Source organism: Micromonospora sp. DH13 (genome assembly GCF_020873825.1).
Lineage (GTDB): Bacteria > Actinomycetota > Actinomycetes > Mycobacteriales > Micromonosporaceae > Micromonospora > Micromonospora haikouensis.
This window is the reverse complement of the sequence record NZ_JAHWGR010000003.1, coordinates 25,355-52,326: the sequence shown is the minus strand read 5'-3', so window position 1 is coordinate 52,326 and position 26,972 is coordinate 25,355. Positions and strand designations below refer to the sequence as shown.

25 protein-coding genes and 1 pseudogene are annotated in these 26,972 nt (G+C 75.8%); 12 read left to right on the top strand and 14 right to left on the bottom strand.

Features of this window, described 5'->3' with window-relative positions:
• Nucleotides 1-43: 43 nt before the first annotated feature.
• Both LPA42_RS03805 and LPA42_RS03800 read left to right on the top strand, forming a co-directional pair.
• Nucleotides 44-1,924 (top strand): glycoside hydrolase family 15 protein, encoded by a 1,881-nt coding sequence (locus LPA42_RS03805; RefSeq protein ID WP_077937200.1) that lies wholly within the window; start codon nucleotides 44-46, stop codon nucleotides 1,922-1,924.
• Nucleotides 1,924-2,703, top strand: a complete 780-nt coding sequence (locus tag LPA42_RS03800) for an SDR family NAD(P)-dependent oxidoreductase (RefSeq protein WP_077937201.1) — start codon at nucleotides 1,924-1,926, stop codon at nucleotides 2,701-2,703. Before LPA42_RS03805 ends, LPA42_RS03800 begins: the two co-directional genes overlap by 1 nt.
• Before the next feature lie 131 nt (nucleotides 2,704-2,834).
• On the opposite strand, the gene LPA42_RS03795 is transcribed toward LPA42_RS03800, so the two are convergent.
• Nucleotides 2,835-4,220: a glycoside hydrolase family 6 protein gene (locus tag LPA42_RS03795; protein WP_228986318.1), complete on the bottom strand. Its 1,386-nt coding sequence runs from the start codon at nucleotides 4,218-4,220 to the stop codon at nucleotides 2,835-2,837.
• Nucleotides 4,221-4,340: 120 nt separating this feature from the next.
• Nucleotides 4,341-4,922 (bottom strand): helix-turn-helix domain-containing protein, encoded by a 582-nt coding sequence (locus LPA42_RS03790; protein ID WP_077937202.1) that lies wholly within the window; start codon nucleotides 4,920-4,922, stop codon nucleotides 4,341-4,343.
• 50 nt (nucleotides 4,923-4,972) lie between these two features.
• On the opposite strand from LPA42_RS03790, the gene LPA42_RS03785 reads away from it, so the two are divergent.
• Complete coding sequence (locus tag LPA42_RS03785; protein ID WP_077937203.1) at nucleotides 4,973-5,935, top strand: NAD(P)/FAD-dependent oxidoreductase; 963 nt, start codon at nucleotides 4,973-4,975, stop codon at nucleotides 5,933-5,935.
• Between the two features lie 81 nt (nucleotides 5,936-6,016).
• Here LPA42_RS03785 and LPA42_RS03780 read toward each other — a convergent pair whose 3' ends face one another.
• From LPA42_RS03780 to LPA42_RS03770, 3 genes are all read right to left on the bottom strand, one after another.
• Entirely contained in the window at nucleotides 6,017-7,297 is a 1,281-nt protein-coding gene (locus LPA42_RS03780; RefSeq protein WP_077937204.1) for a sodium:proton antiporter, read from the bottom strand.
• A gap of 177 nt (nucleotides 7,298-7,474) precedes the next feature.
• Nucleotides 7,475-8,152 carry an HAD family hydrolase gene (locus LPA42_RS03775; RefSeq protein WP_077937205.1) on the bottom strand — a complete coding sequence of 226 codons (678 nt, stop codon included), beginning with the start codon at nucleotides 8,150-8,152 and terminating at the stop codon, nucleotides 7,475-7,477.
• 30 nt (nucleotides 8,153-8,182) lie between these two features.
• Complete coding sequence (locus LPA42_RS03770; protein ID WP_077937206.1) at nucleotides 8,183-10,327, bottom strand: SpoIIE family protein phosphatase; 2,145 nt, start codon at nucleotides 10,325-10,327, stop codon at nucleotides 8,183-8,185.
• A 211-nt stretch (nucleotides 10,328-10,538) separates the two neighbouring features.
• Between LPA42_RS03770 and LPA42_RS03765 the strand changes: the two genes are divergently transcribed.
• Complete coding sequence (locus tag LPA42_RS03765) at nucleotides 10,539-11,414, top strand: hypothetical protein (protein WP_077937207.1); 876 nt, start codon at nucleotides 10,539-10,541, stop codon at nucleotides 11,412-11,414.
• A gap of 76 nt (nucleotides 11,415-11,490) precedes the next feature.
• On the opposite strand, the gene LPA42_RS03760 is transcribed toward LPA42_RS03765, so the two are convergent.
• The gene (locus LPA42_RS03760) at nucleotides 11,491-11,865 is read right to left on the bottom strand and encodes a DUF6401 family natural product biosynthesis protein (protein ID WP_077937208.1); all 375 of its coding nucleotides are present in this window, start codon (nucleotides 11,863-11,865) and stop codon (nucleotides 11,491-11,493) included.
• Between the two features lie 168 nt (nucleotides 11,866-12,033).
• Between LPA42_RS03760 and LPA42_RS03755 the strand changes: the two genes are divergently transcribed.
• Nucleotides 12,034-12,477 (top strand): hypothetical protein, encoded by a 444-nt coding sequence (locus tag LPA42_RS03755; protein WP_077937209.1) that lies wholly within the window; start codon nucleotides 12,034-12,036, stop codon nucleotides 12,475-12,477.
• 445 nt (nucleotides 12,478-12,922) lie between these two features.
• On the opposite strand, the gene LPA42_RS03750 is transcribed toward LPA42_RS03755, so the two are convergent.
• Nucleotides 12,923-13,135 carry a hypothetical protein gene (locus LPA42_RS03750; protein WP_043962874.1) on the bottom strand — a complete coding sequence of 71 codons (213 nt, stop codon included), beginning with the start codon at nucleotides 13,133-13,135 and terminating at the stop codon, nucleotides 12,923-12,925.
• A gap of 163 nt (nucleotides 13,136-13,298) precedes the next feature.
• On the opposite strand from LPA42_RS03750, the gene LPA42_RS03745 reads away from it, so the two are divergent.
• A complete protein-coding gene (locus LPA42_RS03745; protein ID WP_228986317.1) occupies nucleotides 13,299-14,486 on the top strand; it encodes a sugar MFS transporter in 1,188 nt (395 codons plus the stop codon).
• 28 nt (nucleotides 14,487-14,514) lie between these two features.
• On the opposite strand, the gene LPA42_RS03740 is transcribed toward LPA42_RS03745, so the two are convergent.
• The 4 genes from LPA42_RS03740 to LPA42_RS03725 all read right to left on the bottom strand — a co-directional run bounded on the left by LPA42_RS03740 (nucleotide 14,515) and on the right by LPA42_RS03725 (nucleotide 16,881).
• Nucleotides 14,515-14,778, bottom strand: coding sequence for a hypothetical protein (locus tag LPA42_RS03740; protein WP_043962875.1), 264 nt, complete (start codon nucleotides 14,776-14,778; stop codon nucleotides 14,515-14,517).
• 99 nt (nucleotides 14,779-14,877) lie between these two features.
• On the bottom strand, nucleotides 14,878-15,339 hold the full coding sequence (locus LPA42_RS03735) for an SRPBCC family protein (RefSeq protein ID WP_077937211.1): 462 nt from the start codon (nucleotides 15,337-15,339) through the stop codon (nucleotides 14,878-14,880).
• A 52-nt stretch (nucleotides 15,340-15,391) separates the two neighbouring features.
• Nucleotides 15,392-15,808, bottom strand: coding sequence for a DUF2795 domain-containing protein (locus LPA42_RS03730; protein ID WP_077937212.1), 417 nt, complete (start codon nucleotides 15,806-15,808; stop codon nucleotides 15,392-15,394).
• 89 nt (nucleotides 15,809-15,897) lie between these two features.
• Nucleotides 15,898-16,881: a YihY/virulence factor BrkB family protein gene (locus LPA42_RS03725; protein WP_077937222.1), complete on the bottom strand. Its 984-nt coding sequence runs from the start codon at nucleotides 16,879-16,881 to the stop codon at nucleotides 15,898-15,900.
• Nucleotides 16,882-17,069: 188 nt separating this feature from the next.
• On the opposite strand from LPA42_RS03725, the gene LPA42_RS03720 reads away from it, so the two are divergent.
• Nucleotides 17,070-17,474 carry a ChaB family protein gene (locus tag LPA42_RS03720; protein WP_043962878.1) on the top strand — a complete coding sequence of 135 codons (405 nt, stop codon included), beginning with the start codon at nucleotides 17,070-17,072 and terminating at the stop codon, nucleotides 17,472-17,474.
• A 57-nt stretch (nucleotides 17,475-17,531) separates the two neighbouring features.
• Here the strand turns inward: LPA42_RS03720 and LPA42_RS03715 are convergent, their stop codons facing one another.
• Nucleotides 17,532-18,965 (bottom strand): aldehyde dehydrogenase, encoded by a 1,434-nt coding sequence (locus LPA42_RS03715; RefSeq protein ID WP_077937213.1) that lies wholly within the window; start codon nucleotides 18,963-18,965, stop codon nucleotides 17,532-17,534.
• Nucleotides 18,966-19,037: 72 nt separating this feature from the next.
• Between LPA42_RS03715 and LPA42_RS03710 the strand changes: the two genes are divergently transcribed.
• Nucleotides 19,038-20,678 carry an NAD(P)/FAD-dependent oxidoreductase gene (locus LPA42_RS03710; protein ID WP_077937214.1) on the top strand — a complete coding sequence of 547 codons (1,641 nt, stop codon included), beginning with the start codon at nucleotides 19,038-19,040 and terminating at the stop codon, nucleotides 20,676-20,678.
• A 15-nt stretch (nucleotides 20,679-20,693) separates the two neighbouring features.
• Here LPA42_RS03710 and LPA42_RS03705 read toward each other — a convergent pair whose 3' ends face one another.
• Entirely contained in the window at nucleotides 20,694-21,461 is a 768-nt protein-coding gene (locus tag LPA42_RS03705; protein ID WP_077937215.1) for a polyprenol monophosphomannose synthase, read from the bottom strand.
• Nucleotides 21,462-21,620: 159 nt separating this feature from the next.
• Nucleotides 21,621-22,058, bottom strand: coding sequence for an SRPBCC family protein (locus tag LPA42_RS03700; protein WP_308291143.1), 438 nt, complete (start codon nucleotides 22,056-22,058; stop codon nucleotides 21,621-21,623).
• A gap of 203 nt (nucleotides 22,059-22,261) precedes the next feature.
• On the opposite strand from LPA42_RS03700, the pseudogene LPA42_RS03695 reads away from it, so the two are divergent.
• The 4 genes and pseudogenes from LPA42_RS03695 to LPA42_RS03680 form a co-directional block, all read left to right on the top strand.
• Nucleotides 22,262-23,878, top strand: a pseudogene (locus LPA42_RS03695) (HAD-IIIA family hydrolase); the annotation flags it as partial.
• Nucleotides 23,879-24,006: 128 nt separating this feature from the next.
• Entirely contained in the window at nucleotides 24,007-24,981 is a 975-nt protein-coding gene (locus tag LPA42_RS03690; protein WP_077937217.1) for a glycosyltransferase, read from the top strand.
• Nucleotides 24,966-26,183, top strand: a complete 1,218-nt coding sequence (locus LPA42_RS03685; protein WP_077937218.1) for a glycosyltransferase — start codon at nucleotides 24,966-24,968, stop codon at nucleotides 26,181-26,183. The genes LPA42_RS03690 and LPA42_RS03685 overlap by 16 nt, the downstream gene beginning before the upstream one ends.
• On the top strand, nucleotides 26,183-26,965 hold the full coding sequence (locus tag LPA42_RS03680) for an SIS domain-containing protein (RefSeq protein WP_077937219.1): 783 nt from the start codon (nucleotides 26,183-26,185) through the stop codon (nucleotides 26,963-26,965). The genes LPA42_RS03685 and LPA42_RS03680 overlap by 1 nt, the downstream gene beginning before the upstream one ends.
• The last annotated feature ends 7 nt before the right edge of the window (nucleotides 26,966-26,972 follow it).

Genomic DNA, 26,972 nt, shown 5'->3' with positions numbered 1-26,972 from the left:
GCCGGTGGCGAATGCTGCTCGGCCCGGCCGGGTAGGCACTGGCGTGGACAGCGGACGGATCAGCGAACACGGCTTCCTGGCCGACGGCCGCAGCGCGGCCCTGGTCGACCGGGCCGGCTCGGTCAACTGGTGGTGCCCGGCGCGCTTCGACGCCCCGTCGGTCTTCGGCCGGCTGCTCGACGACGACGCGGGGCACTGGTCGATCCGCCCCGAGGGCGGCTTCACCAGCGAACGCTCCTACCTGGACGGCACGCTGGTGCTGCGTACCGTCTTCACCACCGACGGCGGGTCGGTCGCGGTGACCGACGCGCTCGCGCTGGAGCCCGGCGCGCGCGGCCACGACATCGGCCGGCGTTCGCCGCGTGTCCTCGCCCGGCTGGTGGAGGGCGTTTCCGGCGCGGTGCCGGTGCGGCTGACCTACCGGCCCCGCTTCGAGTACGGCCGGGTCGCCGCGTACCTGGTCGCGCACCCCGGGGGGCTCGATGCCACCGCCGGGGCGGCGAAGCTGCGGCTGCGCGGCGACGTGCCGCTGACCTGCGGCGAGAGCGAGGCCACCGCCACGTTCACCGTCCGGGCCGGCGAGTCCTACGGCTTCACCCTGGGGTACGCCCCGACGTACGACGGCGGGGACCCGGTGACGCCGGACGCGGCGGCGACGGTGGCCGAGGCGGCGGCCAGCTGGCGCTCGTGGGCGGGGCTGCACCCGTACCAGGGCCGCTATCCGGAGCCGGTGCGGCGCAGCGCGCTGGTCGTGCAGGGCATGACGTACCAGCCCAGCGGCGCGATCGTCGCGGCGGCGACCACCTCGCTGCCGGAGGAGCTGGGCGGCGACCGCAACTACGACTACCGCTTCGTCTGGGTGCGGGACTTCAGCCTGACCCTGCGGGCGCTGTGGCGGGCGGCCTGCCCCGACGAGGCGAACCGGCAGTTCGCCTGGGTGGCGCGGGCGATGGGCCGCATCGGCAACCAGCCGGTGCCCATCATGTACGGCGTCGAGGGGGAGCGGGACCTCACCGAGCATCGTCTCGACCACCTCGCCGGGTATGCCGACAGCCGGCCCGTCTTCGTCGGCAACGACGCGTGGCGGCAGCGGCAGACCGACGTGCTCGGGGAGGTCCTCGACGCGGCGTGGCTGATGCGCCACTATCTCGACCCGATGGACCCGGAGGTGCACCAGCTCCTGCGCGCCCTGGCGGATCAGGCGGTCGCCGACTGGCACCTCCCCGACGCCGGGATGTGGGAGGCCCGCGACGCCGAGCGGCACTACGTGTCGTCGAAGGTGCAGTGCTGGACCGCCCTGGACCGGGCGGTGCGTTTCGGGCCCCGCCTCGGCGACGACGCCGACGTGGCCCGCTGGGCGGACGCCCGCGACGCCGTCCGCGCGGCGGTGCTGCGGCGGGGCTGGAACGCGCGCGTCGGCGCGTACACCGGGGCTTTCGACTCTCCCGACCTGGACGCCTCGGTGCTCCTCATGCCGCTGGTGGGTTTCCTGCCCGCCGACGACCCCCGGATGCGCGCCACCATCGACGTCGTTGAGGCGCGGCTGTCCCACGACGGCCTGCTGCGGCGGTGGGACGGCGACCCGGCGGGCTTCGTCATCTGCTCGTTCTGGCTGGTCGGCTGCCTGGCCCTGGCCGGCGAGGTGGACCGGGCCGAGCGGCTGTTCGAGTCCCTCGCCGGGCGGGTCAACGACCTGGGCCTGTTCGCCGAGCAGATCGACCAGACCACCGGTGAGCAGCTCGGCAACTTCCCGCAGGCGTTCTCGCACATCGGGTTGATCAACGCCGCCGGGCACCTGACGGAGGCGACGGCGGCCCGGAGGCAAGCCGACGCCGACGCCGACGAGCGGCGACGTGCAACGGGTGCGGACCGCCCGCGCCAGACCGTGCCGACGGGCACGGCACGACCGGAGGGAGCACGCTGATGACCGGACGGCTCGACGGGAGGACGGCCCTGATCACCGGCTCGGACTCGGGGATCGGGCAGGCCAGTGCCATCGAGTTCGCCCGCGAGGGCGCCGACGTGGTGGTGCACTACCTGCACGACCGGCAGGGGGCCGAGCACACCCGGGACCGGGTGGAGCGGGCTGGCCAGCGGGCGGTGGTGATGCGCTGCGACATCACCGACGAGCAGGACGTCGAGGCGATGTTCGACGCGGCCATCGCCGAGTTCGGCAGCCTCGACGTGCTGATCAACGACGCCGGGGTCGATGCCTCCGGCATCCCGGTGGCGGACCTGGACACCGAGACGTGGGACCGGGCGATCCGGACCAACGTGTACGGGGCGTTCTTCTGCTCCCGGAGGTTCGTCCAGCACCGCCGCGACCAGGGCGGACACGGGAAGATCATCAACATCACGTCGATCCACCAGGAGGTGGCCCGCGCCGGCGGCTCGGACTACGACACCAGCAAGGGGGCGCTGCTGGAGTTCGCCAAGAGCCTCGCGCTGGAGGTCGCCCCGATGCACCTCAACGTCAACAACATCGGGCCCGGGATGGTGCTCACCCCGTTCAACCAGAAGGCCATCGACGACCCGGCCTACCTGGAGGAGCAGGTGCAGTCGATCCCGTGGAAGCGGGCCGCCGAGCCCGAGGAGATCGGCCGGCTGGCCGTCTTCCTGGCCAGCGACGACGCCGACTACGTGACCGGGGCGACGTACTTCATGGACGGCGGGCTCATGCAGAACCAGGGCCAGGGCGCCTGAGTGGCGTGGCCCCCGCCCGACGGGTCCGGGCCCCGGCCCCCGCGCTTCTCGCGCGGCGGCCGGGGCCCGGTGGTGGTGAGAAGGGGACCCTGCTATACCGGAGGCGTTAACAGGGGGCCCTTCCTTGTTGCTCAGTTGCAGCGGGAGCCGTTGAGGGTGAAGCCGCTGGGGGCGGGCAGCGAGGACCCGGAGAAGGTGCCCTGGAACCCGACGCTCACCGTGCCGTTGGCCGGCAGGTTGCCGTTCCAGGCCACGTTGCGGACGAGGAGCGTGTCGCCGCTCTGGCTCCACTCGCCGTTCCAGCCGCTGGACAGCCGCACCCCGGCGCTGGCTGGGAAGCCGAAGCTGAGCGACCAGGCGTTGAGCGCGCCTCCGCCGTTGGTGATCCGCAGCTCGGCGGTGAACCCGCCGGTCCACGCGTTCGGGGTGAAGGTGACCGTGCACCCGCCGGCCGGGGGGTTCGTCGTCGGCGGCGCGGTGGTCGGGGGCGCGGTGGTCGGCGGGGCGGTCGTGGGCGGGGCGGTGGTCGGCGGGGCGGTCGTCGGGAGCGGGCCGGCGGCGATCGCCAGGTCGTAGGCCCGCTGCGGGACGAACTGGCCGGCGGCGGCGATGCAGCCGTCCGCCTCGCCGGGCAGCTTCACCCACAGGAACGCGTCGATCGACGAGTCGCCGGTGGCGGTGGTGCTCGGCGTGCCGATCGCCCGCCCCGGCGGGTCGCACCACTCGGAGCCGAGCGGGCCGTTGCCGTTGCGGCTGGTGTCGATCACGGCCTTCAGCCGGGACACGCCGGTGGCGGCGATGACCTGCTTGGCGTACGACACGGACTCGGCGGTGGTGCGGTAGTTCGACACGTTCAGCGAGATGCCGTCGGCGCTGTTGGCGATGTCGGCCCCGTTGAGCCGGGACGCGATCTCGGCGGGGGCCAGCCACGCCGAGTTGCCCGCGTCGAAGTAGACCTTCGCCTGGGACGAGCCCGACTTGAGCTTCTTGCCGGCGTACGCCATCGACGCCCGCGTCTCGGCCTGCTGGCTGGAGTTCTGGCAGTTCGTCATGATCGGCAGGACGTCCGGCTCCAGCACGATCGTGGCGGGCCGCCCGGCCAGGCCGGCGGCGACCTGGTCCACCCACTGCCGGTAGGCGGAGTGGCTGGGCGCGCCGCCGGTGCTGGCCCCGCTGCAGTCGCGGTTGGGGATGTTGTAGACCACCATGATCGGGATCTTCCCGGCCGCGGCGGCGGCACCGACGTACTGGTCCACCTCGGAGCGTACGGTCGAGGTGTTGGTGGTGGTGAACCAGCGGCCCTGCGGCACGCTCGCGATCCGGTCCCGGATCACCGCGGCCCGGGAGTCGCCGGGGTTGGCGGCGACCCAGCGGGCGGCGCTGGCCTGCGGGTCGACGTAGAACGCGGAGTCGGCGGCGGCGGCGGGGGTGGCCCCGAGCAGGCCGACCGCGACGGTGGCGGCGGTGAGTGCGGTCGCGCTGGCGGCCACGGCCGCGAGCGCCGGTCTGCTTCGCATGGGCGTCGTCCTCCACGGATCGATGTTTATGCGTGGAAGCGCTCCCACGCTTTCTCGACAAGGTACGCGTCCATTGCCAGCATGTGAAGACCCTGTGACGTTGTTCGATCGGTTTCCGGGTCAGGCCTTCGGGCGGGCGCGCAGGTGGGCCCGCTCGCCCTGGCTGCCGAACAGGCTGAGGAACTCCACCGGCCCGGCGTCGGCGGCCCCGAACCAGTGCGGGACGCGGGTGTCGAACTCGGCCGCCTCGCCGGGGGAGAGGACCAGGTCCCGCTCGCCCAGCACCATCCGCAGCCGGCCGTTGAGCACGTACAGCCACTCGTAGCCCTCGTGGGTCTGCGGATCCGGCTCCCGGCGACCGCCGCCCGCCGGGATCACCAGCTTGTACGCCTGGATGCCGCCCGCCCGGCGGGTCAGCGGCAACATGATCATGCCGTGCCGGGTGACGGGGCGCAGGTGGATGCGCGGGTCCCCGGTCGGCGGGGCCCCCACCAGGTCGTCGAGCGTCACCCCGTGCGCCCGCGCCAGAGGAAGCAACTGCTCCAGGGTCGGCCGGCGGGCACCGGACTCCAGCCGGGACAGGGTGCTCACCGAGATGCCGGTCGCCGCCGACAGCTCGGCCAGCGTCGTCTCGCGCTGCCGGCGCAGCGCCCGCAGCCGGGGCCCGACCCCGGCGAGCGCCCGATCCAGGTCGTCGGTCACCCCACGAGCTTGCCAGACCGTCGAGCCGCCCCACCCCCTACGATCAACGGATGGGAGTGGACCGGGCGCGCGTCGTGGTGGTCGGGGCGGGCATCGCCGGGGTGGCCTGCGCCGCCGAGCTGCACCGGGCGGGGATCCCCGTCCAGGTCCGCGAGCGCGGCCGGGTGCCGGGCGGCCGGATGGCCAGCAAGCGGTTCGACGGGCGACCGGCGGACCTCGGCGCGGCGTACTTCACCGTGAGCGATCCCGGCTTCGCCGAGGTGGTCCGCGGCTGGGCGGCCGCCGGGCTGGCCCGGGAATGGACCGACACCTTCGTCGCCTACTCCGCCGCCGGCCGGCGGGAGGTCCCCGGGCCGATGCGCTGGGCCGCCCCGCGCGGGCTGCGTTCCCTGGTCGAGCACCTGGCCGCCGACCTGCCCGTCGTCGTCGACCGGCTGGTGCTCGGCGTCGAGCCGGGGCCGGCCGTCGACGGGGAACCCTGCGCCGCCGTGGCGCTGGCCCTGCCCGGCCCCCAGGCGGCCCTGCTGCTCGACCCGGCGCTGGAGGCGGCCACCGCCGCCGTGCAGGCGCAGCGGTGGTCGCCGACGCTCAGCGGGGTGCTGCGCTTCCCGGCCCGGTCCTGGCCCGACTTCCGGGGCGCGTTCGTCAACGACCACCCGCTGCTCAACCTCGTCTGCGACGACGGCGACCGGCGCGGCGACCGCGCCCCGGTGCTGGTCGCGCACACCACGCCCGAGTTCGCCGCCGGGCACCTCGCCCAGCCCACCGGGGCCGCACGGGCCATCGAGGAGGCCGTCCGCGACCTGCTCGGCCTGCCCGACCGCGCCGAGCACGTGCACGTGCACCGCTGGACGTACGCGAAGCCCGTCGACCGGGCCGGCGACGGCACGTACCACCTCGACGCCGACGGCATCGGCCTGGCCGGGGACGCCTTTGGCGAGCCCCGCATCCAGAGCGCCTGGCGCTCCGGCCACGACCTCGGCCGGGCCCTGACCGCCCGCCTGACCCCCTGACCCTGCCCCCCGGACCCCCCGGACCCCCACCCACCCCCGGCGATCTTGCAGTTGCGGCCCCTGGAGCGGGGCTTATGCCCGTTATTCCCGGGCCGTAAGTGCAAGATCGCGGGAGGTGGGGGAGCCGGTGCGTTCGCCTTCGTGGTCGAGGAGCTGCATGACCGGGGTGGCGGCCACCCCGTGCACCACCACCGACACGATCACCACCAGGCCGACCGTCGCCCACAGCAGCTCCGCCTGCGGGAAGTCGGCCTTCGTCGTCGCGTACGCCAGGTAGTAGAACGAGCCCACGCCCCGGATGCCGAACAGGGAGATCACCCAGTGCTCCGCCGGCCGGCCCGGCGCGCCGCGCAGCGACAACCAGGCGACCAGCGGCCGGACCACGAAGACCAGCGCCAGCCCGACCAACGCCGCCGGCCAGGTCAGCGGGGCGAGCAGCCCGCCGACCACCGCGCCGCCGAACAACAGCAGCAACAGGACCGTCAGCAGCCGCTCGACCTGCTCGGCGAAGTCGTGCAGCACCGAGTGGAACTCGTGGGTGCGCTCGGCCGCCCGGATCGCCCGCGCCGCCACGAACACGGCCAGGAAGCCGTAGCCGCCCACGACCTCCACCAGCCCGTACGCCAGGAACGTCGCGGCCAGCGCCAGGAACCCCTCGGCGTGGCGGGCCAGCCGCAACTGACTCGGGGCCCGGAAGAACAGCTTGCCGAGCAGCCAGCCGACCGCCAGGCCCCCGCCGACGCCGACGGCCAGCTTGTAGAGCACGTCAACGGTGAACCAGTCGACGAACCACTCGCGCGGGGCGAGCCCGGCGGTGGCGATGGCGATGGCCGCGTACACGAAGGGGAAGGCCAGGCCGTCGTTGAGGCCGGCCTCGCTGGTCAGCGCGAACCGCACCTCGTCCTCGGAGTCCTCCACGTCGGTCGGCTCGCCGACCTGCACGTCGGAGGCGAGCACCGGGTCGGTCGGGGCGAGCGCCGCGCCGAGCAGCAGCGCGGCGGCCGGCACCAGCCCCGCCCACCACCAGCCCAGCAGCGCCACCGCCGCGATGCACAGCGGCATCGCGATCGCCAGCAGCCGCCAGGTGGACGACCATCTGGCCCAGCTCAGCGGGCGGTCGATCTTCAGCCCGGCGCCCATCAGGGCCACGATCACGCCGATCTCGGTGAGGTGGGTGGCGATCTCGGAGTGCTCCAGCGGATCCGGGTCGGGCAGCCCGGTCGGCAGGATGAAGATCAGCATGCCCAGGCCGAGGAACGCGATCGGCATCGACAGGGGCCGGCGCTCCAGCACCCGGGGGAGGATCCCGGCGAGCAGGGCACCCAGCCCCACCACCGCGAACGCGACGTCTACCGGCTCCACGGCACCACCCTTCCGCCCCGTCCGCGAGATGCGGGCGAGTGGTGACGGACCTTGCCCCGTGGACGGCCGCCGTAAGCGTGCCCGCCGCAATCGATGCGTCGCGCCGCGCCAGGGCTGACCGCTGGGCACCCCCCGGGGGGCAGCCCCGCGCGGTGCCGCGCTCCCCGCTCGCGGCGGTCAGCGCGGTGCCGCGAGCGGGGAGTCCGCCAGGGCCTCCAGCAGGGCGGCCGGGTCGTCGTAGACGGCCACCGCGCCCGCCCCGGCCAGCTCGCCCCGGCTGGTCCCGCCGCAGGTCAGCCCCACGCACGGGATGTCCAGCTTGCCGGCGGCGGCGACGTCCCAGACCGAGTCGCCGACGAAGACCACCCGGGACGCGTCGAGGCCGGACTGCTCCAGCGCGGCCACCAGGATGTCCGGCGCGGGCTTGCTCTGCTCGGCGTCCGCCGCGCAGGTGACCGTCGTGATCGCGTCGTCGGCGTCCAGCGCCCGGCGCAGCGCCCCCACCTCGTGCGCGGCGGCCGAGGTGGCGAGCACCACCCGCAGCCCCCGGGCGGCGCAGGCGCGCACCAGGTCGGCGGCGCGGGGCAGCGGGACCAGCCGCTCCCAGTACTCGCCGTAGAGGCTGTCGTGGGCGTCGCGCAGCTTCCCGTCGGCGGCGCGGTCCCGTTCCGGGCCGAGCAGGTGGTCCAGGAGCTTGTCGGAGCCCATCCCGATGGCGCGGTGGATGGTCGCCATCGGCACCGGCTGGTCGGCCTGCCGCAGCGCCTCCCACCAGCTCACCGTGTGCAGATAGGTGGTGTCGACCAGGGTGCCGTCGACGTCGAAGAGGACGCCGCGCTGATTGTCGGTGGCCATGCGTGCCCTCCTACCCGGTCGGGGCCCGCCCTACCCGGCCGGGACGTCCCGTTGCCCGGCCGGGATGAGGATCTCGAACCAGACCGTCGAGCCACGGACCGTCGGGTCGGTGCCCCAGGCGTCGCTGAGCTGCTCGATCAGGCCGAGCCCCCGGCCCCGGCTGCTCAACGTGTCGGTGCGGGCCCGGGTCACGGTGCCCCGGGTGCCCGAGTCGGCCACCGACACCAACAGCCGCTCCGGGCTGAGGTCGATCTCGACGCGGGCGGCGGTGCCGGCGTGCAGCAGCGCGTTGGTCGTCAGCTCGCTGGTGCACAGCACCGCGGCGCCGACCACCGCCTCGGGCACCTGCCAGTCGGTGAGCTGGGCGGTCATCCAGTGCCGCACCCGGCTCGGCGCGGTCGGCTCCGCCGGCACCTCCATGCTCGCCGAACGGCTGGGGATCAGCGCGTGCTCCACGGCCAGCACCGCCACGTCGTCCTCCGTGGCCCCGGCGACGGCCGCCGTCGCCACCGCGCACAGCGCCCGGGGATCGCCGCTGGCCGCCCCCGCCACGGCGGCGGCCAGGCTGTCCAGCCCCGCGACGAGGCTCTGCCGCCGCCGCTCGACCACGCCGTCGCTGAACAGCAGCAGGGTGTCGCCGGGGGCGAAGCGGACCGTGGTGGTGCGCGGGGCGCAGCCCAGCCCGAGCGGGGCGCCGGGCGGCACGTCCAGGTATTCCGCCACGGGCTCCCCGCCGGGCCCGCCCCGGCGCACCAGCGGCGCGGGGTGCCCGGCGCTGGCCAGCGTGAGCCGCTCCCGCTGCGCGTCGACCACCCCGAACACCACCGTCACGAACAGCTCCTGGCTGCCCGTCTCGGCGCCGAGGCTGCCCACGAGGCGGTCCAGCCCGGCGAGCACGGCGTCGGGCCGGGGGTCGGTCAGGGCCAGCGCGCGCAGCGCCGCGCGGACCTGGCCCATCCGGGCCGCCGCCTGCACGTCGTGCCCCGCCACGTCGCCGAGGACGACGCCCAGCTCGCCGCTGGGCAGCAGGAACGCGTCGTAGAAGTCGCCACCGGCGGCGTTGCCGTCGACACCGGCGTCGTAGCGGGCGGCGATCCGCAGCCGGGGCAGGTCCGGCAGGTGCTCCGGCAGCATGCTGCGTTGCAGCAGCTGGGCGGTGCCGTGCTGGGTCTCGAACCGGCGGGCGCGCTCGGCGGCCTGGCCGATCAGCTCGGCCGAGGCAGCCAGCAGGGCCCGCTCGGCGGCCGACCAGGCGCGCGCCGCGTGGTATCCGACGGTGAGCCCGCCGCGCAGCGCCGACGTGCGCAACGGCTGGGCGGCCAGGGCCCGCACCTTCTGGTCGTGCCGGTCCACCGCGATGTCCCGCAGCGGCTGCCCGTCGGAGACGAACTGGGCGACCCCGCTGCGCGCGGCGACGATCAGCGGCCCGGTGGAGTCGGCCGACGAGCGCCGCCACAGCGGGGGCAGCCGCTCGTCGGCCTCGTCCAGCAGTTCGCCGCGGACCCGCCGCACCGTGCGCCACCCCGCCCCGTCGTCGACGCCGAAGGTGACCCGGTCGGTGTCGAACGCGGTGAGCAGGTAACGCAGGGAAACCCGGGCCACGTCGTCCAGGGTGAGCGTGCCGGCCAGCGCGGCGGCCACGTCGCTGAGGCTCTGCAACTGCTCGGTGACCTGGCTGGTCTCGGCGGTCACGGTCAACACCCCGACGATCCGCCCCGCGCTGTCGCGCACCGGGGAGTGGCCCCGGGTGAACACCGCCTGCCCCCGGGCGTCGGGGTGCTGCCGGTCGTACGGGAGCACCGCCTCCCGCTCCAGCGACGACTCGCCCTGCCGGTAGGCGCGCTCGAACGCGTCGCCGACACCCGGCTCGCCCCACACGTCGGCGAAGACCTCGCCGGCCGGCCGGCCCGCCGCGCCGGGGTGGCGGTCGCCGATGAGCGTCGCGTACGCGTCGTTGTAGAACAGCAGGAGGTCCTCGCCGAGGGCCAGCGCCATCGGCACCGGCGAGGCGAGGATCAGCTCGGCCGCGCCGCGTACCAACGGGTCCCAGTGCTGGGGCGGGCCGGCAGTCGTCGCGGCCCGGGAGCGGCCGGTGACGACGCCCGCGGCGTCGGAGGCGGACGCCTCCGCGGCGGGCGTTGCTGGCGTGGGGACTCGCCCGACCGTGCCTGGCATGTCCGCAGCCTAGCCGGAGCGCCCCGCCCACGGCCCGATCGCGGGGCCGACCCGCGTCGAGCGGCCGCCCGGGGCCGGAAGCCGGTGCCCGTCAGCGCAGGTCAGGGCCGCTCTGGGTGGCGATGTCGGGAAATTCGGTACGCGTCGCGCGGCGTGCGGCGCACCGAGGCGGGTATGCGCGCGCCGAAGTCCATGCGACAGGAGGGACACCATGCAGAAAACCCTCGCGGTCGGGCAGGTAGACATCGGTACGGCCCTGACCGATATGTGGAGGTCGGTGCTGCTCTTCGTCCCGAGGGCGATCGCGTTCATCGTGATCCTCGTGGTGGGGTGGCTCATCGCCAAAGCGGTCCTCAAGATTGTGGACGCGGCACTGGAACGGGTGGGGTTCGACCGTGCGGTCGAACGGGGTGGGATCCGGCGCGCGCTGGAACGCACCAAGTACGACGCCAGCGACATCCTGGCGAAACTGGCGTACTACGCCGTGCTGCTGTTCACCCTGCAGTTCGCCTTCGGGGTGTGGGGGCCGAACGCGATCAGCGACCTGATCCGGGGCGTGGTCTCGTGGCTACCCCGGGCGTTCATCGCCATCGTCATCGTGGTGGTGGCCGCCGCGATCGCCACCGCGGTGCGGGACCTGGTCACCGGCTTCCTGGGCGGCCTGTCCTACGGCCGGGTGCTGGCCGACGTGACGGCGATCTTCATCCTGGCGCTCGGTGTCATCGCCGCGCTCAACCAGGTGGGCATCGCCACCACGGTCACCACGCCGGTGCTGATCGCGGTGCTCGCCACGGTGGCCGGCATCCTGATCGTCGGCGTCGGCGGCGGCCTGGTGCGGCCGATGCAGAACCGCTGGGAGGGGTGGCTCGACCGGGCCGCCGAGGAATCCCGGGCGCTGCGGGAGCACCGCCAGGCGCAGGCCACCGGCCGGGGCGACGTCGAGCGGCGGATGGCCGACCGGGGTGCCGAGCGCGCCCGGGCCATGCCCGAGGGGTCGATGACCGGCGCCCGCGGGGGGCAGGGGACGTACCGCTCCGGCAACGTGCCGGGCGACGAGACCCAGCAGTTCGGCCGCCCGGGTAGCTGACCGGGGGTGGCACGAGACGGAGGGGGCCCGCACGGGTCCCCTCCGTTCTCGGCTGCGGCCCGCGTCCCGGGTGTGGTCAGAGCGTCGGCAGCGGGGCCGGTCGGGCGTCCAGGGAACGGGCCAGGGCGCAGACCGCGAGCAGGCGGGTGAGCAGCCAGTCGGCTTCGGCGAAGTCCGTTGAGCGGGTGGGCGGCTGCCAGCCGTGCTCGCGCGCCGCGTCGCGGACGCCCTCGGCGTAGCCGGCGAGCGCGGCGGGGGTCAGCGGCCGGCGGTCGCCGCCCAGGGCGTCCCGGACGGCGGCGGCGTGCTGGTCGACCTCGGCCAGCAGCCCTGGGCACGTGGCGGCGGCGGCGAGCCCGGCGGTGCCGATCGAGACCGTCAGCACGGCGAGGGCTGAGCTGGCGGAGTCCACGGCGGAGCGGCCCGGGGCCCGGTTCGACGGCACACGCATGAGGACCGAGGTTAACCGGCCGGTAACCACGCGCGCCTCCGCCGCTCGGCCGGTCCCGGGTCCTCCACCGGTCGGCCGGCACCCCGGCCGCCGGGATTGACCCGGCCGGCGCGGGGCAGAAGGGAGAACGGGTCGACACCGGCGCGACCGGCACCGTGGAGGGACGCAATGGGACAGCAGGACCAGCCCGACGAGCGGCACCGCCGCCCCGCCGGGGTCGGCGACGACACCGTCGAGGCGCTCGGCAAGCTCAGCGAGGCGCTGGAGACCGTCGAGCGGGCGCGCGGGCACCTCTACACGCTGCACCAGCTCGTCGGCCACGCGGACCTGATGCTCGACGACGCCGTCGAGAAGTTCCGCGCCGCCGGGCACGACGCGATCGCCGACCGGATCGCCACCGACCTGCTCGGGCGCAACGTGATCGCGGGCCGGTGGACCTTCCAGATCGTCGAGGACTTCGACGACGGCTACTACGCGTTGTTCCGGGACCTCGACCGGCAGGCCCGCGACGAGCTGGTCGCCGGCCGGCGGCACCTGTACGAGGCGGAGATGAAGGAGCGGCGGCGCACCCGGGGCCGCCCCGGCCACGAGGCGCGCCCGGCCGGCGAGTGACGCGGACACCGGGCCGGCGACGGACCCCGGGCCCGGCGGCGCTCGCCCGGCGGCGGCCCGGCGCGGCCCGGCGCGGGGCGCGGCAGCGGGCCGTCCGCCTGCGGCCTGCGCTCGTGTACGCCCGCCGAGCCGTCACCCTGCGTGTCTCCAAGGGTGGGGTCGCCGCGGCCCGGTGAACCCCTTTGCTCTGCACCCGGATACGCAACGGTTTACTCAGCGCAACCGCACGCGGCGGCCCTCGCCCGGCGGGGTTTCGGACATCCCCAGCTAGTCCCGGGTGTTGCGTGGGTGGGTGCAGAGCAAAGGGCGGGGCACTGGTGGCGCAGGCTGGATTGGGTGTGACCCAGCGTGAGGTGCCGACCGGTCCGCGGTGTTGCTGCCGCCGCCGTCACCTTCGGTGACCGACCTGGTGGTCCGGCGAGCGGGCCGGCGCGTCGCCGCCGCGCTAGTCGGAGGAGCGCGCGTTCGCCGGGCGACGCCGGGAGGCGTCGTCGGCGATGATCACTGTGGCGACCATCAGGGCGACGCAGAGGCTGAACAGCCACGAGTCGTCGGTGGCGAACTTGGCGGCGACCGGCGCCTGGACGGCGGCGAGGAGGAAGCCGAGCCAGGCGAGGCGACGCTGACGAACGGTGAGGAAGCCGGAGCCCTGTTGCATTCGGAAAGTCTTGCGCGACGCGCCGGGATCGCCGTCACCCGATCGGACGATTCTGGATGACCTGTCCGGGTTTCCGGCCGGACGTACCGCACTTTTTGGCGTTTCGGGGGAGGCGCGGGAAGTCGTTGGTTGCCCCCGCCGGGGTGAGGCAGGATGGTCGATCGTGTCCACCCCCGCCTCGCCCCGTCCCGCCCTGCTCCTGCTCGCCTACCTCGCCTTCGTCAGCCTCGGCCTGCCCGACGGACTGCTCGGCGTCGGCTGGCCGTCCATGCGGGCGGATTTCGAGGTGCCCACCGAGGCCGTCGGCTTGATGCTGACGGCCGGGACCACCGGATACCTCACCGCCAGCGTGCTGGCCGGCTTCTCCCTGGCCCGGCTCGGCGTCGGCCGGCTGCTCGCCGGCAGCACCCTGCTGGCCAGCCTCGCGCTCACCGGGTACGCGTCCAGCCCGGGGCTCGCCGTCACGACCGGCTGCGCGCTGCTGCTCGGGCTCGGCTCGGGGGCGATCGACTCCGGGCTCAACGCGTACGCGGCCAATGCGTTCGGCCCCCGCCACATGAACTGGATGCACGCCTTCTTCGGCCTCGGCGTCGCCATCGGCCCACTGATCATGACCGCGGTGCTCAGCGCCGGCCTCTCCTGGCGCTGGGGCTACGGCATCGTCGCCGCCGCCCAGCTCGCCCTCGGCACCGCCTTCGCCCTCACCGTGCGGGCCTGGGCCGACCGGTCCGCCCCGGCCCCGTCCGCCGCCGGCCCGGCCCCGCTGCCCACCACCGACCCCGTCCGGGTACGCGACACGCTGCGCCTGCCGGCCGTCTGGCTGGGCTCCCTCGCGTTCGCCGTGTACGTCGCCATCGAGATCGCCGCCGGCCTGTGGGCGTTCCTGCTGCTCACCGAGGGGCGGGGGCTGGCCGCCGGGGTGGCCGGCGTCTGCGTCTCCGGGTATTGGGGGAGCCTGTTCCTGGGGCGGGTGGTGCAGGGCTTCGTCGCCGAGCGCCTCGGCACCGGGCGGGTGCTGCGCGCCAGCCTGCTCGGCATGGTCGCCGGCGCGGTGCTGATCGCCCTGCCCGCGCCGGCCTGGGTGGCCGTGGCCGGCCTGCTGGTGCTGGGCTTCGCCGCCGCGCCCGTGTTCCCGCTGCTCACCCTGGGCACCGCCGAGCGGGTCGGCGCCGCGCACGCCGACCGGACCATCGGCGTGCAGATCGCGGCGGCCGGGCTGGGCGGGGCGCTGGTGCCCAGCGGCATCGGCGCGCTGGTCGCGTACACCTCGGTCGAAGCCCTCGGGCCGGCGCTGGTGGTCCTCGCCGCGGCCCTGACCACCCTGCACGCCGTCGCGTCCCGCCGGCCCTGACCGCCACCGGCGGGGCGGCGGGCGGCCGTCACATCGTGTCGGGGCCGGTCCGTCCCGTGGTCGACGGCCGGTACGCCCGCTCCGCGTCGGTGCGCTCCCGCTCCCGGCCGGCCGGCGACGCGCCCCGGTCCACCGCCTCCGGGCCGTGCCCGAACGCGGCCTCCTCCCCGGCGTCGTTGCCGGTCACGTCGTCGGCCTGCCCGTCGAGGGTCGACCGGGCCAGCGCCCGGTCCAGCTCCTCCAACGGGAGCCGCTGCTCGTCGCGCCACACGTGGCTGTCGTTGTCCGTCATGCCCTTCGCGGTACCCGGGGCCGGTGATCGCAAACGGCCCCGGGCGCGACGATGGCCGCCGGATGCCGGCGGCCAAGGTCAGCTCGTGCGGGGGAAAGGTCAGGGCTGGGGACGGTCGACGCTGCCGCGCCAGGCGCCGGTCTCCTGGCCGCGCCGCTCGATGAACTGCTTGAACCGTTCCAGGTCGCCCTTGGCCCGGCGGTCGACGACGCCGAGCTTGTCGCCGGCCTGCTCCACCACGCCGTGCGGCTCGAACTCCAACTGGAGGGTCACCCGCGTGTTGGCCTCGTCGAGGCGGTGGAAGGTCACCACCCCGGCCTGCTGGGTGCCGCCGGTGGAACGCCAGGCCACCCGCTCGTCGGGCAGCTGCTCGGTGATCTCGGCGTCGAACTCGCGCTTGACCCCGGCGATCTCCACCGTCCAGTGGGTCTTCGTGTCGTTGAGCTGCCGGACCTCCTGCACCCCCTCCATGAAGTGCGGGAACTCCTCGAACTGCGTCCACTGGTCGTACGCGGTCCGGATCGGGACGGACACGTCCACGTGCTCGGTGACGCCACTCATCAGCAATCCTCCTCAGTGCGCGGGCGCGGGGCGGGCCGGGGGACGGTCCCCCTCACCAACGCGTCGTCTCGTTCCTGTGGCCGAGGGCGGCCCACACCTCGGAAACCGTCTGGTAGCGGGTGCCCGGCGGCAGCCCCTCCAGGGCGGCGACCAGGTCCTCCGGCGCGTCGTTGTCGCGCGCGTTGGCGACGAGCGCCTCCCGGTCGCCGGGCAGGGCGGTCATCGTGATGAACCGTCCGAGCCGGCTGCGCTGCTCCACGTCGGTGGAGCTCATCCCCTGCGGGGAACCGGTGCGCAGCTCGCCAGCCGGGGCCGTGGTGGCCTCCGGCTGGTCCTCGCCGGCCGGCTCGGGCTGGCGGAACTCGTCCACCCGCGAGCCGCCGGCGCCGGGGCCCTGGACCAGGCCGCTGACCTCCTGGCTCATCTGCTCGTCGACCCTCGGGCTGTGCTTGCTGCTGCCACGTTCCATGCCTTCTGCGCTACCCGGGGCGGAGGCCGGTAAACCGACACGGCCGCCCGGCCGACGTGACCCGGCACCGGTCGGCGGGGCGCTGGCCGTCACGGACCGGCAGGGCTGCGCGGCGGCAGCACCGGCTCCTCCGGGTCCGGCTCGCCGGCCTGCAACGCCCGGCCCCGCTGCAGCTCGGCGTTGATCTGCACGCCCAGCATCAGCGCCGAGTTGGACAGGTAGAGCCAGACCAGGAACGCGATCACCGCGCCGAGGCTGCCGTACGTCACGTCGTACGAGCCGAAGTTCGCCACGTACAGGCCGAAACCGAACGAGGCCAGCGCCCAGGAGACCAGGGCGACCGCGCCGCCCGGGGTGAGCCAGCGGAACCGGGGCTGGCGCACGTTCGGGGCGATCCAGAACAGCAGCGACAGCAGCACCATCATCACCATGGCCAGCACCGGCCACTTCGCCACGCCCCACACCGTGCGGGCCAGCCCGCCCGCGCCCAGCAGGTCGCCCACCGCGTCGGCGACCGGGCCGCTGACGATGAGCCCGGTGGCCACCACGGCCAGCAGCAGCATGGTCACGGCGGCCAGCCCGATCTGCAACGGGCGCAGCTTCCACACCGGCCGCCCCTCCTGCACCCCGTAGATGGCGTTGGACGCCCGGGTGAACGCGCCGATGAACCCCGACGCCGACCACAGCGCGCCGAGCAGACCGAAGCTGAGCAGCGTCTTCGCGCCGCCGCTCTGGTCGACCACGCCCCGCACCACGCTGACGAACCCCTCGTTGCCGACCACCGACCCGGCCCCGACGTCCCGGGCCAGGTCGATCACCGTGTCGACCGTCCGCTCGCCGTCGGAGACCAGCCCGACCAGGGCGACCACCACGATCGTCGACGGGAACAGGGCGAGCACCCCGTAGTAGGTGAGCGCGGCGGCCCAGTCCGCGCAGTTGTCCTTGACGAAGTTCCGGCCGCTGCGCACCAGCACCCCCCGCCAGGTGGGCCAGCTGAGCTGGCGTACCCGGCGGGGCCGCCGTGCCCGCCCGTCGTCGAGGACCGCCGTGTCCGGTTCCGTCGTCGCTGCCATGACCGCCCCCTGCGTCCCGGGCGGCGGGGTGACCGGCACCCGGCGCTCGCCTGGCCCCGCCCGTACCCAGCGCCGGAAATCGACAAACCCGACACGGGGCGGGGCGCTCCGCCGCGCGGGCCGGCGGTTTGCCCAGGCGGCCGGGGGGAACGGTCAATCGGGAAGCAGTCGACGCGGAGGAGGACGACATGCCCGGGCGCGAGGTACTGCCCAGCACGCTGCGGCGCTCCCCGGAGAAGGCGCAGCGCACCTGGGAGAAGACGCACGACTCGGCGGTGGAGACGTACGGCGAGGGGGAGCGGGCGCACCGCACCGCCTTCGCCGCCGTCAAGCACGAGTTCGAGAAGGTCGGCGACCACTGGGAGCCGAAGGGCCGCAAGGGGCCCAGCGACCAGCAGGCCGCCGGCGGCGGGCCGGCGCGCCGCGCCCCCACGGCGGGCGGCGTCGACGCCAACGCCACCAAGGACCACCTGATGGCGGTGGCCCGCAAGCTGGACGTGCCCGGCCGGTCCCGGATGACGAAGCCGGAACTGGTCAAGGCCATCGAGAAGGCGAACAACAACGCCACCCGCAAGGCGCGCGGGGGCCGCTGACCGGCCACGACAACGCGGGGCCCGGGGCCGCACGGTCCCGGGCCCCACGCCGTACGCTCACCAGTGGCCGCCGCCCGGCGCCTCGATGTGCACGGCCTTCGTGGCGGTGAACTCGTCCAGCAGCTCCGGGCCGTAGCCGAAGCCCTGGCCGCTGCCCCGGCGCGGCTGCGCCGCCCCGCCCGGCGCGCCGCCGAACACGGCGTTGACCTTCACGGTGCCGACCGGCAGCTCCCGCCAGGCCCGCTGGGCGTGACTCATCGAGCCGGTGAGCACCGTCGCCGCCAGCCCGTACGGCGAGTCGGCCGCGCACCGCAGCGCCTCGCTGAACGAGTCGACCACCACCACCGGGGCGACCGGGCCGAACGTCTCTTCGCGCACCAGCGTCATCTCGTGCCGGCAGTCGACGACCACCGTCGCCGGGTAGAACGCCCCCGGCCCGTCCGGCAGCACCCCGCCGGCGCGCAGCCGCGCCCCGCCGGCCACCGCCGCCGTCACCTGCCCGTGCACGTGGTCGCGGTGCCGCCGGTCGACCAGCGGCCCCAGCTCCGTGGCCGGGTCCCGCCCCGGCCCGACCCGCAGCGCCCCGGCCCGCCGCACCAGCGCGTCGACGAAGTCCTCCGCCACGTCCCGGTGCACGTAGATCCGCTCCACCGCCACGCAGATCTGCCCCGCGTTGGCGAACGCTCCCAGCGCCGCCTGCTCCGCCGCCCAGACCGGGTCGACCCCGGCGTCGACGACGAGCGGGTCGCTGCCACCGTTCTCCAGCAGCACCTTCGCCCCGGTGCGGGCCGCCGCCGCGGCGATCCGGCGGCCGGTGGCCGTCGAGCCCACGTGCGCCACCACGTCCACGTCGCCGCCGGCCAGGGCCGCGCCGACCTCCGCGCCGCCGGTGAGCAGCGACAACACCCCCGGCGGCAGGATCTCGTCCAGCGCGCGGGCCAGCAGCCACCCCGTCGCCGGGGTGCGCTCGCTCGGCTTGTACAGCACCGCGTTGCCGGTCACCAGGGCCGCGCCGAGCAGCCCGCAGGAGACCGCCACCGGGTCGTTCCACGGCGTGATCGCCGCGACCACGCCGCGCGGCTGCGGCGCCATGAAGTCGATCGACTCCGCGCCACCGAGCAGCGTGCGCCCGCCCCGCACCGGGGCCAGCTCGGCGTACTGTCGCAGGGTGCCGACGCCCGCCTCGACGCCGCCCCGGGCGTCCGCGACGGGCTTGCCCATCTCCGCCGTCACCGCCGCCGCCAGCTCCTGCGCCGCGGCCTGCACCGCGTCGGCGGCCCGGTGCAGCGCGGCGGCCCGCTCCGCCGGGTCCGTCGCCGCCCACCCGGGCGCGACGCCCCGCGCGGCCTCCACCGCCTTGCCGACCTCGTCCGCCGTCGCCACCGGCACCGTGCTGACCGGGCGGCCGTCGGCCGGATCGTGGACGACCAGCTCGCCCCCCGCGCCGCCGGCACCCCACACCCCACCGATGAGCTGCGCAACCGTGTACATGCGGCGGTGCATCCCCCGGCCCCGGCGCGGCAAACGCGTTTCGCCGCGAGTGGCCCCGGGTAGGCGGGTCGGATGACCTCGACCGGCATCCCCACCGCCGCCGCGTCCGGCGGGCCGACCGGCCCGGAGAGCGCCGACGCGGTCGTCGTCGGCGCGGGCCACAACGGCCTGGTGGCCGCCAACCTGCTGGCCGACGCCGGCTGGGACGTGCTGGTGCTCGAGGCGACCGGCGCGCCCGGCGGGGCGGTGCGCTCCGCCGAGGTGACCGTCCCCGGCTACCTGAGCGACCTCTACAGCTCCTTCTACCCCCTCGGGTACGCCTCCCCGGTGCTCGCCGGCCTCGACCTCGACCGGCACGGGCTGCGCTGGACCCACGCCCCCGACGTGCTGGCCCACCTGCTGCCCGACGGGCGGGCGGCCGTGCTCAACCGGGACCTCGACGCCACCGCCGCCTCGCTGGCCGCGTTCGCGCCCGCCGACGGGGAGCGCTGGCGGCACGCGTACGCCGACTGGCTCGACGTGGCCGGGCCGATGCTGGCGACCATCACCACCCCCTTCCCGCCGGTGCGCGGCGGCGTCGGCCTGCTGCGCCGGCTGCGGGTCGGCGGGGCGCTGCGGCTGGCCCGCCGGCTCGTCGTGCCCGTGCGCAAGCTCGGCGCGGAGCTGTTCGACGGCGAGGGCGGCACACTGCTGCTGGCCGGCTGCGCCCTGCACACCGACCTGTCACCGGAGGAGGCCGGCTCCGGCGTCTACGGCTGGCTGCTGGCCATGCTCGGGCAGCAGGTCGGCTGGCCGGTGCCCGTCGGCGGGGCGCAGCGGATCACCGACGCGCTGGTCGACCGGCTCACCGCGCGCGGCGGCCGGATCGTCCACGACGCGCGCGTCGACCGGGTGCTCACCGCCCGGGGCCGGGCGATGGGGGTACGCACCGTCGACGGCCGGGCCTGGCGAGCCCGGCGGGCCGTCCTCGCTGACGTCCCCGCCCCCGCCCTCTACCTCGACCTGGTCGGCGCGGCGGCGCTGCCGCCCCGGCTCGTGGAGGACCTGGCGCACTTCCGCTGGGACGGCTCCACGCTCAAGGTCGACTGGGCGCTGTCCGGGCCGGTGCCGTGGACCAACCCGGCGGTGGCCGGGGCCGGCACCGTGCACCTCGGCGCGGACCTCGACGGGCTGACGACGTACTCCGCCGAGCTGGCCCGGGGCCAGGTGCCCCGCGACCCGTTCCTGCTGGTGGGGCAGATGAGCGTCGCCGACCCGAGCCACTCCCCGCCCGGCACCGAGTCGCTGTGGGCGTACACCCACCTGCCGTTCCGGCGCGACTGGCGGGCCGAGGACGTCGCCGCGCACGTCGCGCGGATGGAGGACGTGCTGGAGGCCGCCGCCCCGGGGTTCCGCGCCCGCATCCTCGGCCGGCACGTCGCCGGCCCGGCCGACCTGGAGCGGGGCGACCCGAGCCTGGTCGGCGGGGCGCTGGGCGGCGGCACCGCGGCGGCGTACCAGCAGCTCTTCCTGCGGCCGATCCCCGGCCTGGGCCGCGCGGACACCCCGGTGGACCGGTTGTATCTGGCCAGCGCCTCCGCGCACCCGGGCGGCGGGGTGCACGGCGCGCCGGGCGCGAACGCCGCCCGGGCCGCGCTGGCCCGCGACCGGGCGCTCACCGGCGGCCTGTACGCGGGCGTGATCGGCGCGGCGCACCGGGCGGTCTACCGCTGAGCGCCCCCCGGCGCGTCAGCCCTCGATGTTGCGGTGCCGGGTGCGCAGCTTGAACGGCATCAGCGCGCTCTCGATCTTGGTGGCGGTGGTCATCTTCGAGGCGCCCTCGCGGCGCTCCTCGAACCGGATCGGCACCTCCAGGATCGTGTGCCCCAGCTTCGTGGCCAGGTAGTGCATCTCCACCTGGAAGCTGTAGCCGTTGGACTGCACCCGCTCCAGCCCGATGTCGCGCAGCGCGTCGGCCCGCCAGATCTTGAAGCCCGCCGTGAGGTCGCGGATGCGCACCCGCAGCAGCGTGTGCACGTACAGGTTGGCCCAGCCGCTGAGCGCGCGACGGTAGAGCGGCCACGCCTCGTCGAGCTGCCCGCCCGGCACGTACCGGGAACCGATGACGACACCCGCCTGCGTGGACAGCAGCGCGCCGAGCATGCCGGGCAGCGCCTCCGGCGGGTGCGACAGGTCCGCGTCCATCTGCGCCACGTATTCGGCGCCGCCGTCGAGGGCCCGGCCGATCCCGTCGACGTACGCCCGGCCGAGGCCCTCCTTGCCGGCGCGGTGCACGACCTGGACCCGGTCGGGGTGCTCGATGGCCAGCTTGTCGGCCACCTCGCCCGTCCCGTCCGGGGAGTTGTCGTCGGCGACCAGCACCTTCAGGCCCGGCAGCGGCAGCGCGAGGAGCCGTTCGACCAGGACCGGGAGGTTCCCCGCCTCGTTGTAGGTGGGAACCACGACGGTCAGGCGTGCGTCCCGCCAGGGGGCGGGCAACTGCACGGGTTCGATCATGACGGACATCCTCGGTTTGCCGACAGGTTTACCTGAGAGGGTAGCCAGTTGCCCGTTCCATGTCGTAATGGCTCCCCGTCCGGCGCGTGCGACACGCCGTGCGCAGGGCGGGGAGCCGGGTGACGCGCCGGAACCGGGCCGGCGGGCGGGGCCCACGTGTCACCGGTCCGCCTTCTGCCGGGTCGCGATGTCGGACAGCCGGCGCAGCGTCTCCTTGTTGCGCTGGTGCAGCACCAGGTCGTTGAGCTTGGTGCGGACCCAGCGCAGCGGGCCGGCGGCGAAGTCCTCGCCGATGCGCACCCGTGTCGCACCGTCGCCGACGGGTTCCAGGGTGAAGACCACGGTCGCCTCGCCCGCCGGCCACAGCCCCGCCTTCAGCACCAGCCGGTGCGGCGGCTCGCAGGCCAGCACGGTCGAGGCGTCCTGGAGGGAGAACGGCCACGGCCCGGCCTTGTGGTGCAGCCGCGTGCCGACGCGGGGCCAGGCGTCGTCCACGTCGCGCACGTGCACCGTGCCCACCACCCAGTCGCTGTACGTCCAGCCGTCGGCGAGCACGTCGAACACCTGCTGCGGGGGTGCCTGGATCACTTTCTCCACAATCGCCACTTCGCCCCCGTACCCCGCTCCCGCCGGCCCCTAACGAGCCGGGAGGGTTAGCTTCTCGGCGGCGGCGGGTATCGCGGCACCGGAGGAGTGGCGGGGCGGCGGGTGTCGCCGCACCCCCGGCGGCGGGCACCGCGCCGCCGGCGACGTTTACTCCCCGGGGCGCAGGGAACCCGCCGCCCGTGCGACGGGACCAGATGGAGCCGGATCAGCGCAGGTCAGCCCGGGTCGACCCGGGTCCTGGCCGGGGCGGGTCCGGCGGTGTCCTGTTCGACGCGGTGCTGCTGGACCGCGACGGCACGCTGGTGGAGGACGTGCCGTACAACGGCGACCCCGACAAGGTGCGCCCGCTGCCGGGCGCGCGGGAGGCCCTGGACCGGCTGCGCGCCGCGGGCCTGCGGCTGGCCGTGGTGACCAACCAGTCCGGGCTGGCCCGGGGCTGCTTCACCGAGGGGCAGCTGGACCGGGTGCACGCCCGCATCGAGGAGCTGCTGGGCCCCTTCGACTCCTGGCACGTCTGCCCGCACGACGACGACGCCGGGTGCGACTGCCGCAAGCCCGCCCCGGGCCTGGTCCACGCGGCGGCGGCGCGGCTGGGCACGACGCCGCAGCGCTGCGTGGTGGTGGGGGACATCGGGCGGGACATGGCCGCCGCGCTGGCCGCCGGGGCGCACGGGGTGCTGGTGCCGACGCCGGTCACCCGGCCCGAGGAGGTGGCGGCCGCCCCGTGCGTACGCCCCACCCTGCCGGCGGCGGTCGACGAGATCCTGCGCCGGCAGGCCGCCGTGGCCCCCGGTCCGCCCCGCGCGGCGGGCACCGTGCTGGTGGTGCGCAGCGACTCCGCCGGCGACGTGCTGGTCACCGGGCCGGGCATCCGGGCGGTGGCCGCCCACGCGCGGCGGGTGGTGCTGCTGTGCGGGCCGCGCGGCCGGGCCGCGGCGGAGCTGCTGCCCGGCATCGACGAGATCGTCGAGTGGCCCCTGGAGTGGATCGACCCGGACCCGGGCCCCGTGGACCCGGACCGGACCCGCCGGCTGGTGCGGCGCCTCGCGGCCGTGGGCGCCGACGAGGCGGTGATCTTCACGAGCTTCCACCAGTCGCCGTTGCCGCTGGCGCTGCTGCTGCGCCTGGCCGGCGTGCCCCGGATCGCCGCGATCAGCGACGACTACCCGGGCAGCCTCCTCGACGTGCGCCACCGGGTGCCGGCGGGGGTGCCCGAGCCGGAGCGGGCGCTGTCGCTGGCCGCCGCCGCCGGCCACGCCCTGCCCGGCGACGACCAGCCCCGGCTGCGCCTGCGCCGCGACGCGGTGCCGGCCCCGCCGCCGCGACTCGACCGGCCCGGGTACGTCGTGCTGCACCCCGGCTCGACGGCCACCGCCCGGGCCTGCCCGCCCGAACTGGCCGCCCGGATCGTCCGCGCGCTCGCCGGGGCGGGCCACCGGGTCGTGGTCACCGGGGGACCCGGCGAACGCGAACTCACCGCCCGGGTGGCCGCCGCCGGCGGCGTCGACCTCGGCGGGCGCACCGGCCTGGCCGAACTCGCCGGCATCATCGCCGGCGCGTCCGCGCTCGTCGTCGGCAACACCGGCCCCGCCCACCTGGCCGCCGCGCTCGACGTGCCCGTGGTCAGCCTGTTCGCCCCGACCGTCCCGTACGGGCAGTGGGGGCCGTACCGGGTGCCCACCGTGCGCCTCGGCGACGCCGGGGCCGCCTGCCGCGACACCCGTGCCGCCACCTGCCCCGTCCCCGGGCACCCCTGCCTGGCCGGGATCGACCCCGGCGCGGTCCTCGACGCGTTGCGCCTGCTCGGCGTGCACGCCGGCACGCCCGCCGGCCCGGCCGGCGACCACGGCGCGTCCGACGGACCGGGCGGATCGGGCCGTGCGGCGGCCGGCCCGGCGGACCGGGTGGCCGTGCCGGCCGGCGGCGGCGGGAGCGGCCGATGAACATCCTGGTCTGGCACGTGCACGGCTCCTGGACCACGTCCTTCGTGCACGGCAGGCACCGCTACCTGGTGCCCGTCACCCCCGACCGGGGCCCCTACGGCCTCGGCCGGGCCCGCACCTACCCGTGGCCCGACAACGCCGTCGAGGTCACCCCCGGGGAGCTGCGCCGGGCCGACGTCGACCTGGTCGTCCTGCAGCGCCCCGAGGAGTTCGACCTGGCCTGCGACTGGCTGGGCCGGCGGGTCGGCCGGGACGTGCCGGCGATCTACGTCGAGCACAACACCCCCAAGGGCGACGTGCCCGACACCCGCCACCCGATGGCCGACCGCGACGACCTGCTGCTCACCCACGTCACCGGGTTCAACGAACTGTTCTGGGACAACGGGGCCACCCGCACCGCCGTCGTCGAGCACGGCGTCGTCGCCCCGGCCGTCGAGTGGACCGGCGAACTCGACCGGCTCGCCGTCGTCATCAACGAGCCGGTACGCCGCTGGCGGGTCACCGGCACCGACCTGCTGCCCCGCTTCGCCGAGCTGGCCCCCCTCGACGTCTTCGGCATGGGGGTGACCGGGCTGGCCGACCGGCTCGGGCTGCCCGCCGACCGGGTCACCAGCCACGACGACGTGCCGCAGGAGCGGATGCACGCCGAGCTGGGCCGGCGGCGGGCGTACCTGCACCTGTGCCGGTGGACCTCCCTCGGGCTCAGCCTGATCGAGGCCATGACCATCGGCATGCCGGTCGTCGCGCTCGCCACCACCGAGGCCGTGGTGGCCGTCCCGCCCGAGGCCGGCGCGCTCTCCACCCGCGTCGACGACCTGCTGGGGGCCGCCCGCCGGTTCCTCGACGACCCCGAGGCCGCCGCCCGGGCGGGCGCGGCGGCGCGCAAGGCCGCCCGGGACCGCTACGGGCTGGAGCGTTTCCTCGCCGACTGGGACCGGCTGCTGGAGGAGGAAGTATGCGCATCGCGATGATCTCGGAGCACGCCAGCCCGCTCGCCGTCCTCGGCGGCGAGGACGCCGGCGGCCAGAACACGCATGTCGCGGAGCTCTCCGCCGCGCTCGCCGCCGCCGGTCACGACGTGCGGGTCTACACCCGCCGCGACGCGGTGGACCTGCCGGTGACGGTCCGCGCCCCCGACGGGTACGACGTGGTGCACGTGCCGGCCGGCCCGGCCGAGCCGATGGCCAAGGACGCGCTGCTGCCGCACATGCCGGCGTTCGGCCGCTGGCTGGCCCAGCGGTGGCGGGGCGGGGACTGGACGCCGGAGGTGATTCACGCCCACTTCTGGATGAGCGGACTGGCCGCGCTGGCCGCCGGCCGGCGCACCGGCGTGCCGGTGGTGCAGACGTACCACGCCCTCGGCACCGTGAAGCGGCGGCACCAGGGCGCCCAGGACACCAGCCCGCCCGGCCGGATCCGCGACGAGCGGGAACTGGGCCGGGCCGTCGACCGGGTCGTGGCCCAGTGCCAGGACGAGGTGAACGAGCTGGTCCGCCTCGGGGTGCCCCGCGACCGGATCAGCGTGGTCCCGTCCGGGGTCAACCTCGCCACGTTCGCCCCGCTCGGCCCGGCCGTCGGGCGGGACCCGGGCCGGGCCCGCGTCCTCACCGTCGGCCGGCTGGTGGAACGCAAGGGCTTCCAGGACGTGATCCGCGCGATGCCCCTGGTGCCAAACGCCGAGTGCGTGGTGGTGGGCGGCCCGCCCGAGGGGCTGCTGGAGACCGACCCGCACGCCCGGCGGCTGCGGGCCCTGGCCCGCGAGTGCGGCGTCGCCGACCGGGTGCGCCTGGTCGGGGCGGTGCCCCGGGAGGAGATGGGCCGCTGGTACCGCTCCGCCGACGTGCTGGTCGCCGCCCCCTGGTACGAGCCGTTCGGGCTGACCCCGCTGGAGGCCATGGCCTGCGGCGTGCCCGTGGTCGGCACGGCCGTCGGCGGGCTGACCGACACCGTCCTCGACGGGGTCACCGGTGACCTGGTGCCGGCCCGGGACCCGCGCGCGCTGGGCGCCGCGATCCGGGGTCTGCTCGACGACCGGATCCGCCGGTTCGCGTACGCCGGGGCGGCCCGCGACCGGGCCCGGCGCAGCTACTCCTGGGCGGCCACCGCCCAGCGGCTGGCGGAGGTGTACGGCGCGGTGGCCGCCGTGCGCCGGCCCACCCGGGTGGTCGCCTGATGGCCGCCGCCCGCCCGGCCCGGCCCACCACCGGCTCCGCCGGCCCGGCCGGCCCCGCCGCCGCGTCGGTGCTCGACGCGCACCTGGCCGCCCTGGCCGCCGCGCTGCTGCCCTACCGGCGCTCGGAGGAGCTGCTGGCCCGCTGGGGCGGGGAGCTGGCGCACCGGCTGGCCGCCGGCGGCCGGCTGCTGGTGGCCGGCAACGGTGGCAGCGCCGCCGAGGCGCAGCACCTCACCGCCGAACTCGTCGGCAAGCTGCGCGACGACCGCGAGCCGCTGTCGGCCATCGCCCTGCACGCCGAGACCAGCGCGCTCACCGCCATCGGCAACGACTACGGCTACGACGAGGTCTTCGCCCGGCAGGTCCGCGCCCACGGCCGGCCCGACGACATCCTGCTGCTCATGTCGACCAGCGGAGCCAGCGTCAACCTCGTCGCCGCCGCCCACGCCGGCCGCGACGCCGGGCTGCGCTGCTGGGCGTTCACCGGCCCCACCCCCAATCCCCTCGCCGACGCCTGCCACGAGACCCTGGCCATCGCCTCCCCCGACAGCCAGGTCGTCCAGGAGCTGCACCTGGTCTCCACCCACGTGCTCTGCGAGTACGTCGACCGGGTGCTCCCCGCCGCGCTGGCGGCGGCGGGTCGCACCCCGTTGGCACCGGCCGCCAGCGGGGCGGCGGGCCGCGCCGTGCCGCCGGCCGCCGGCGCGCCGGACGGTCCGGTGCGTGCCGGGGTCGAGGTGGTGCTCGACGACGGTACGGGCCGGCAGGCCGAGGCGGGATGAGGAGGCG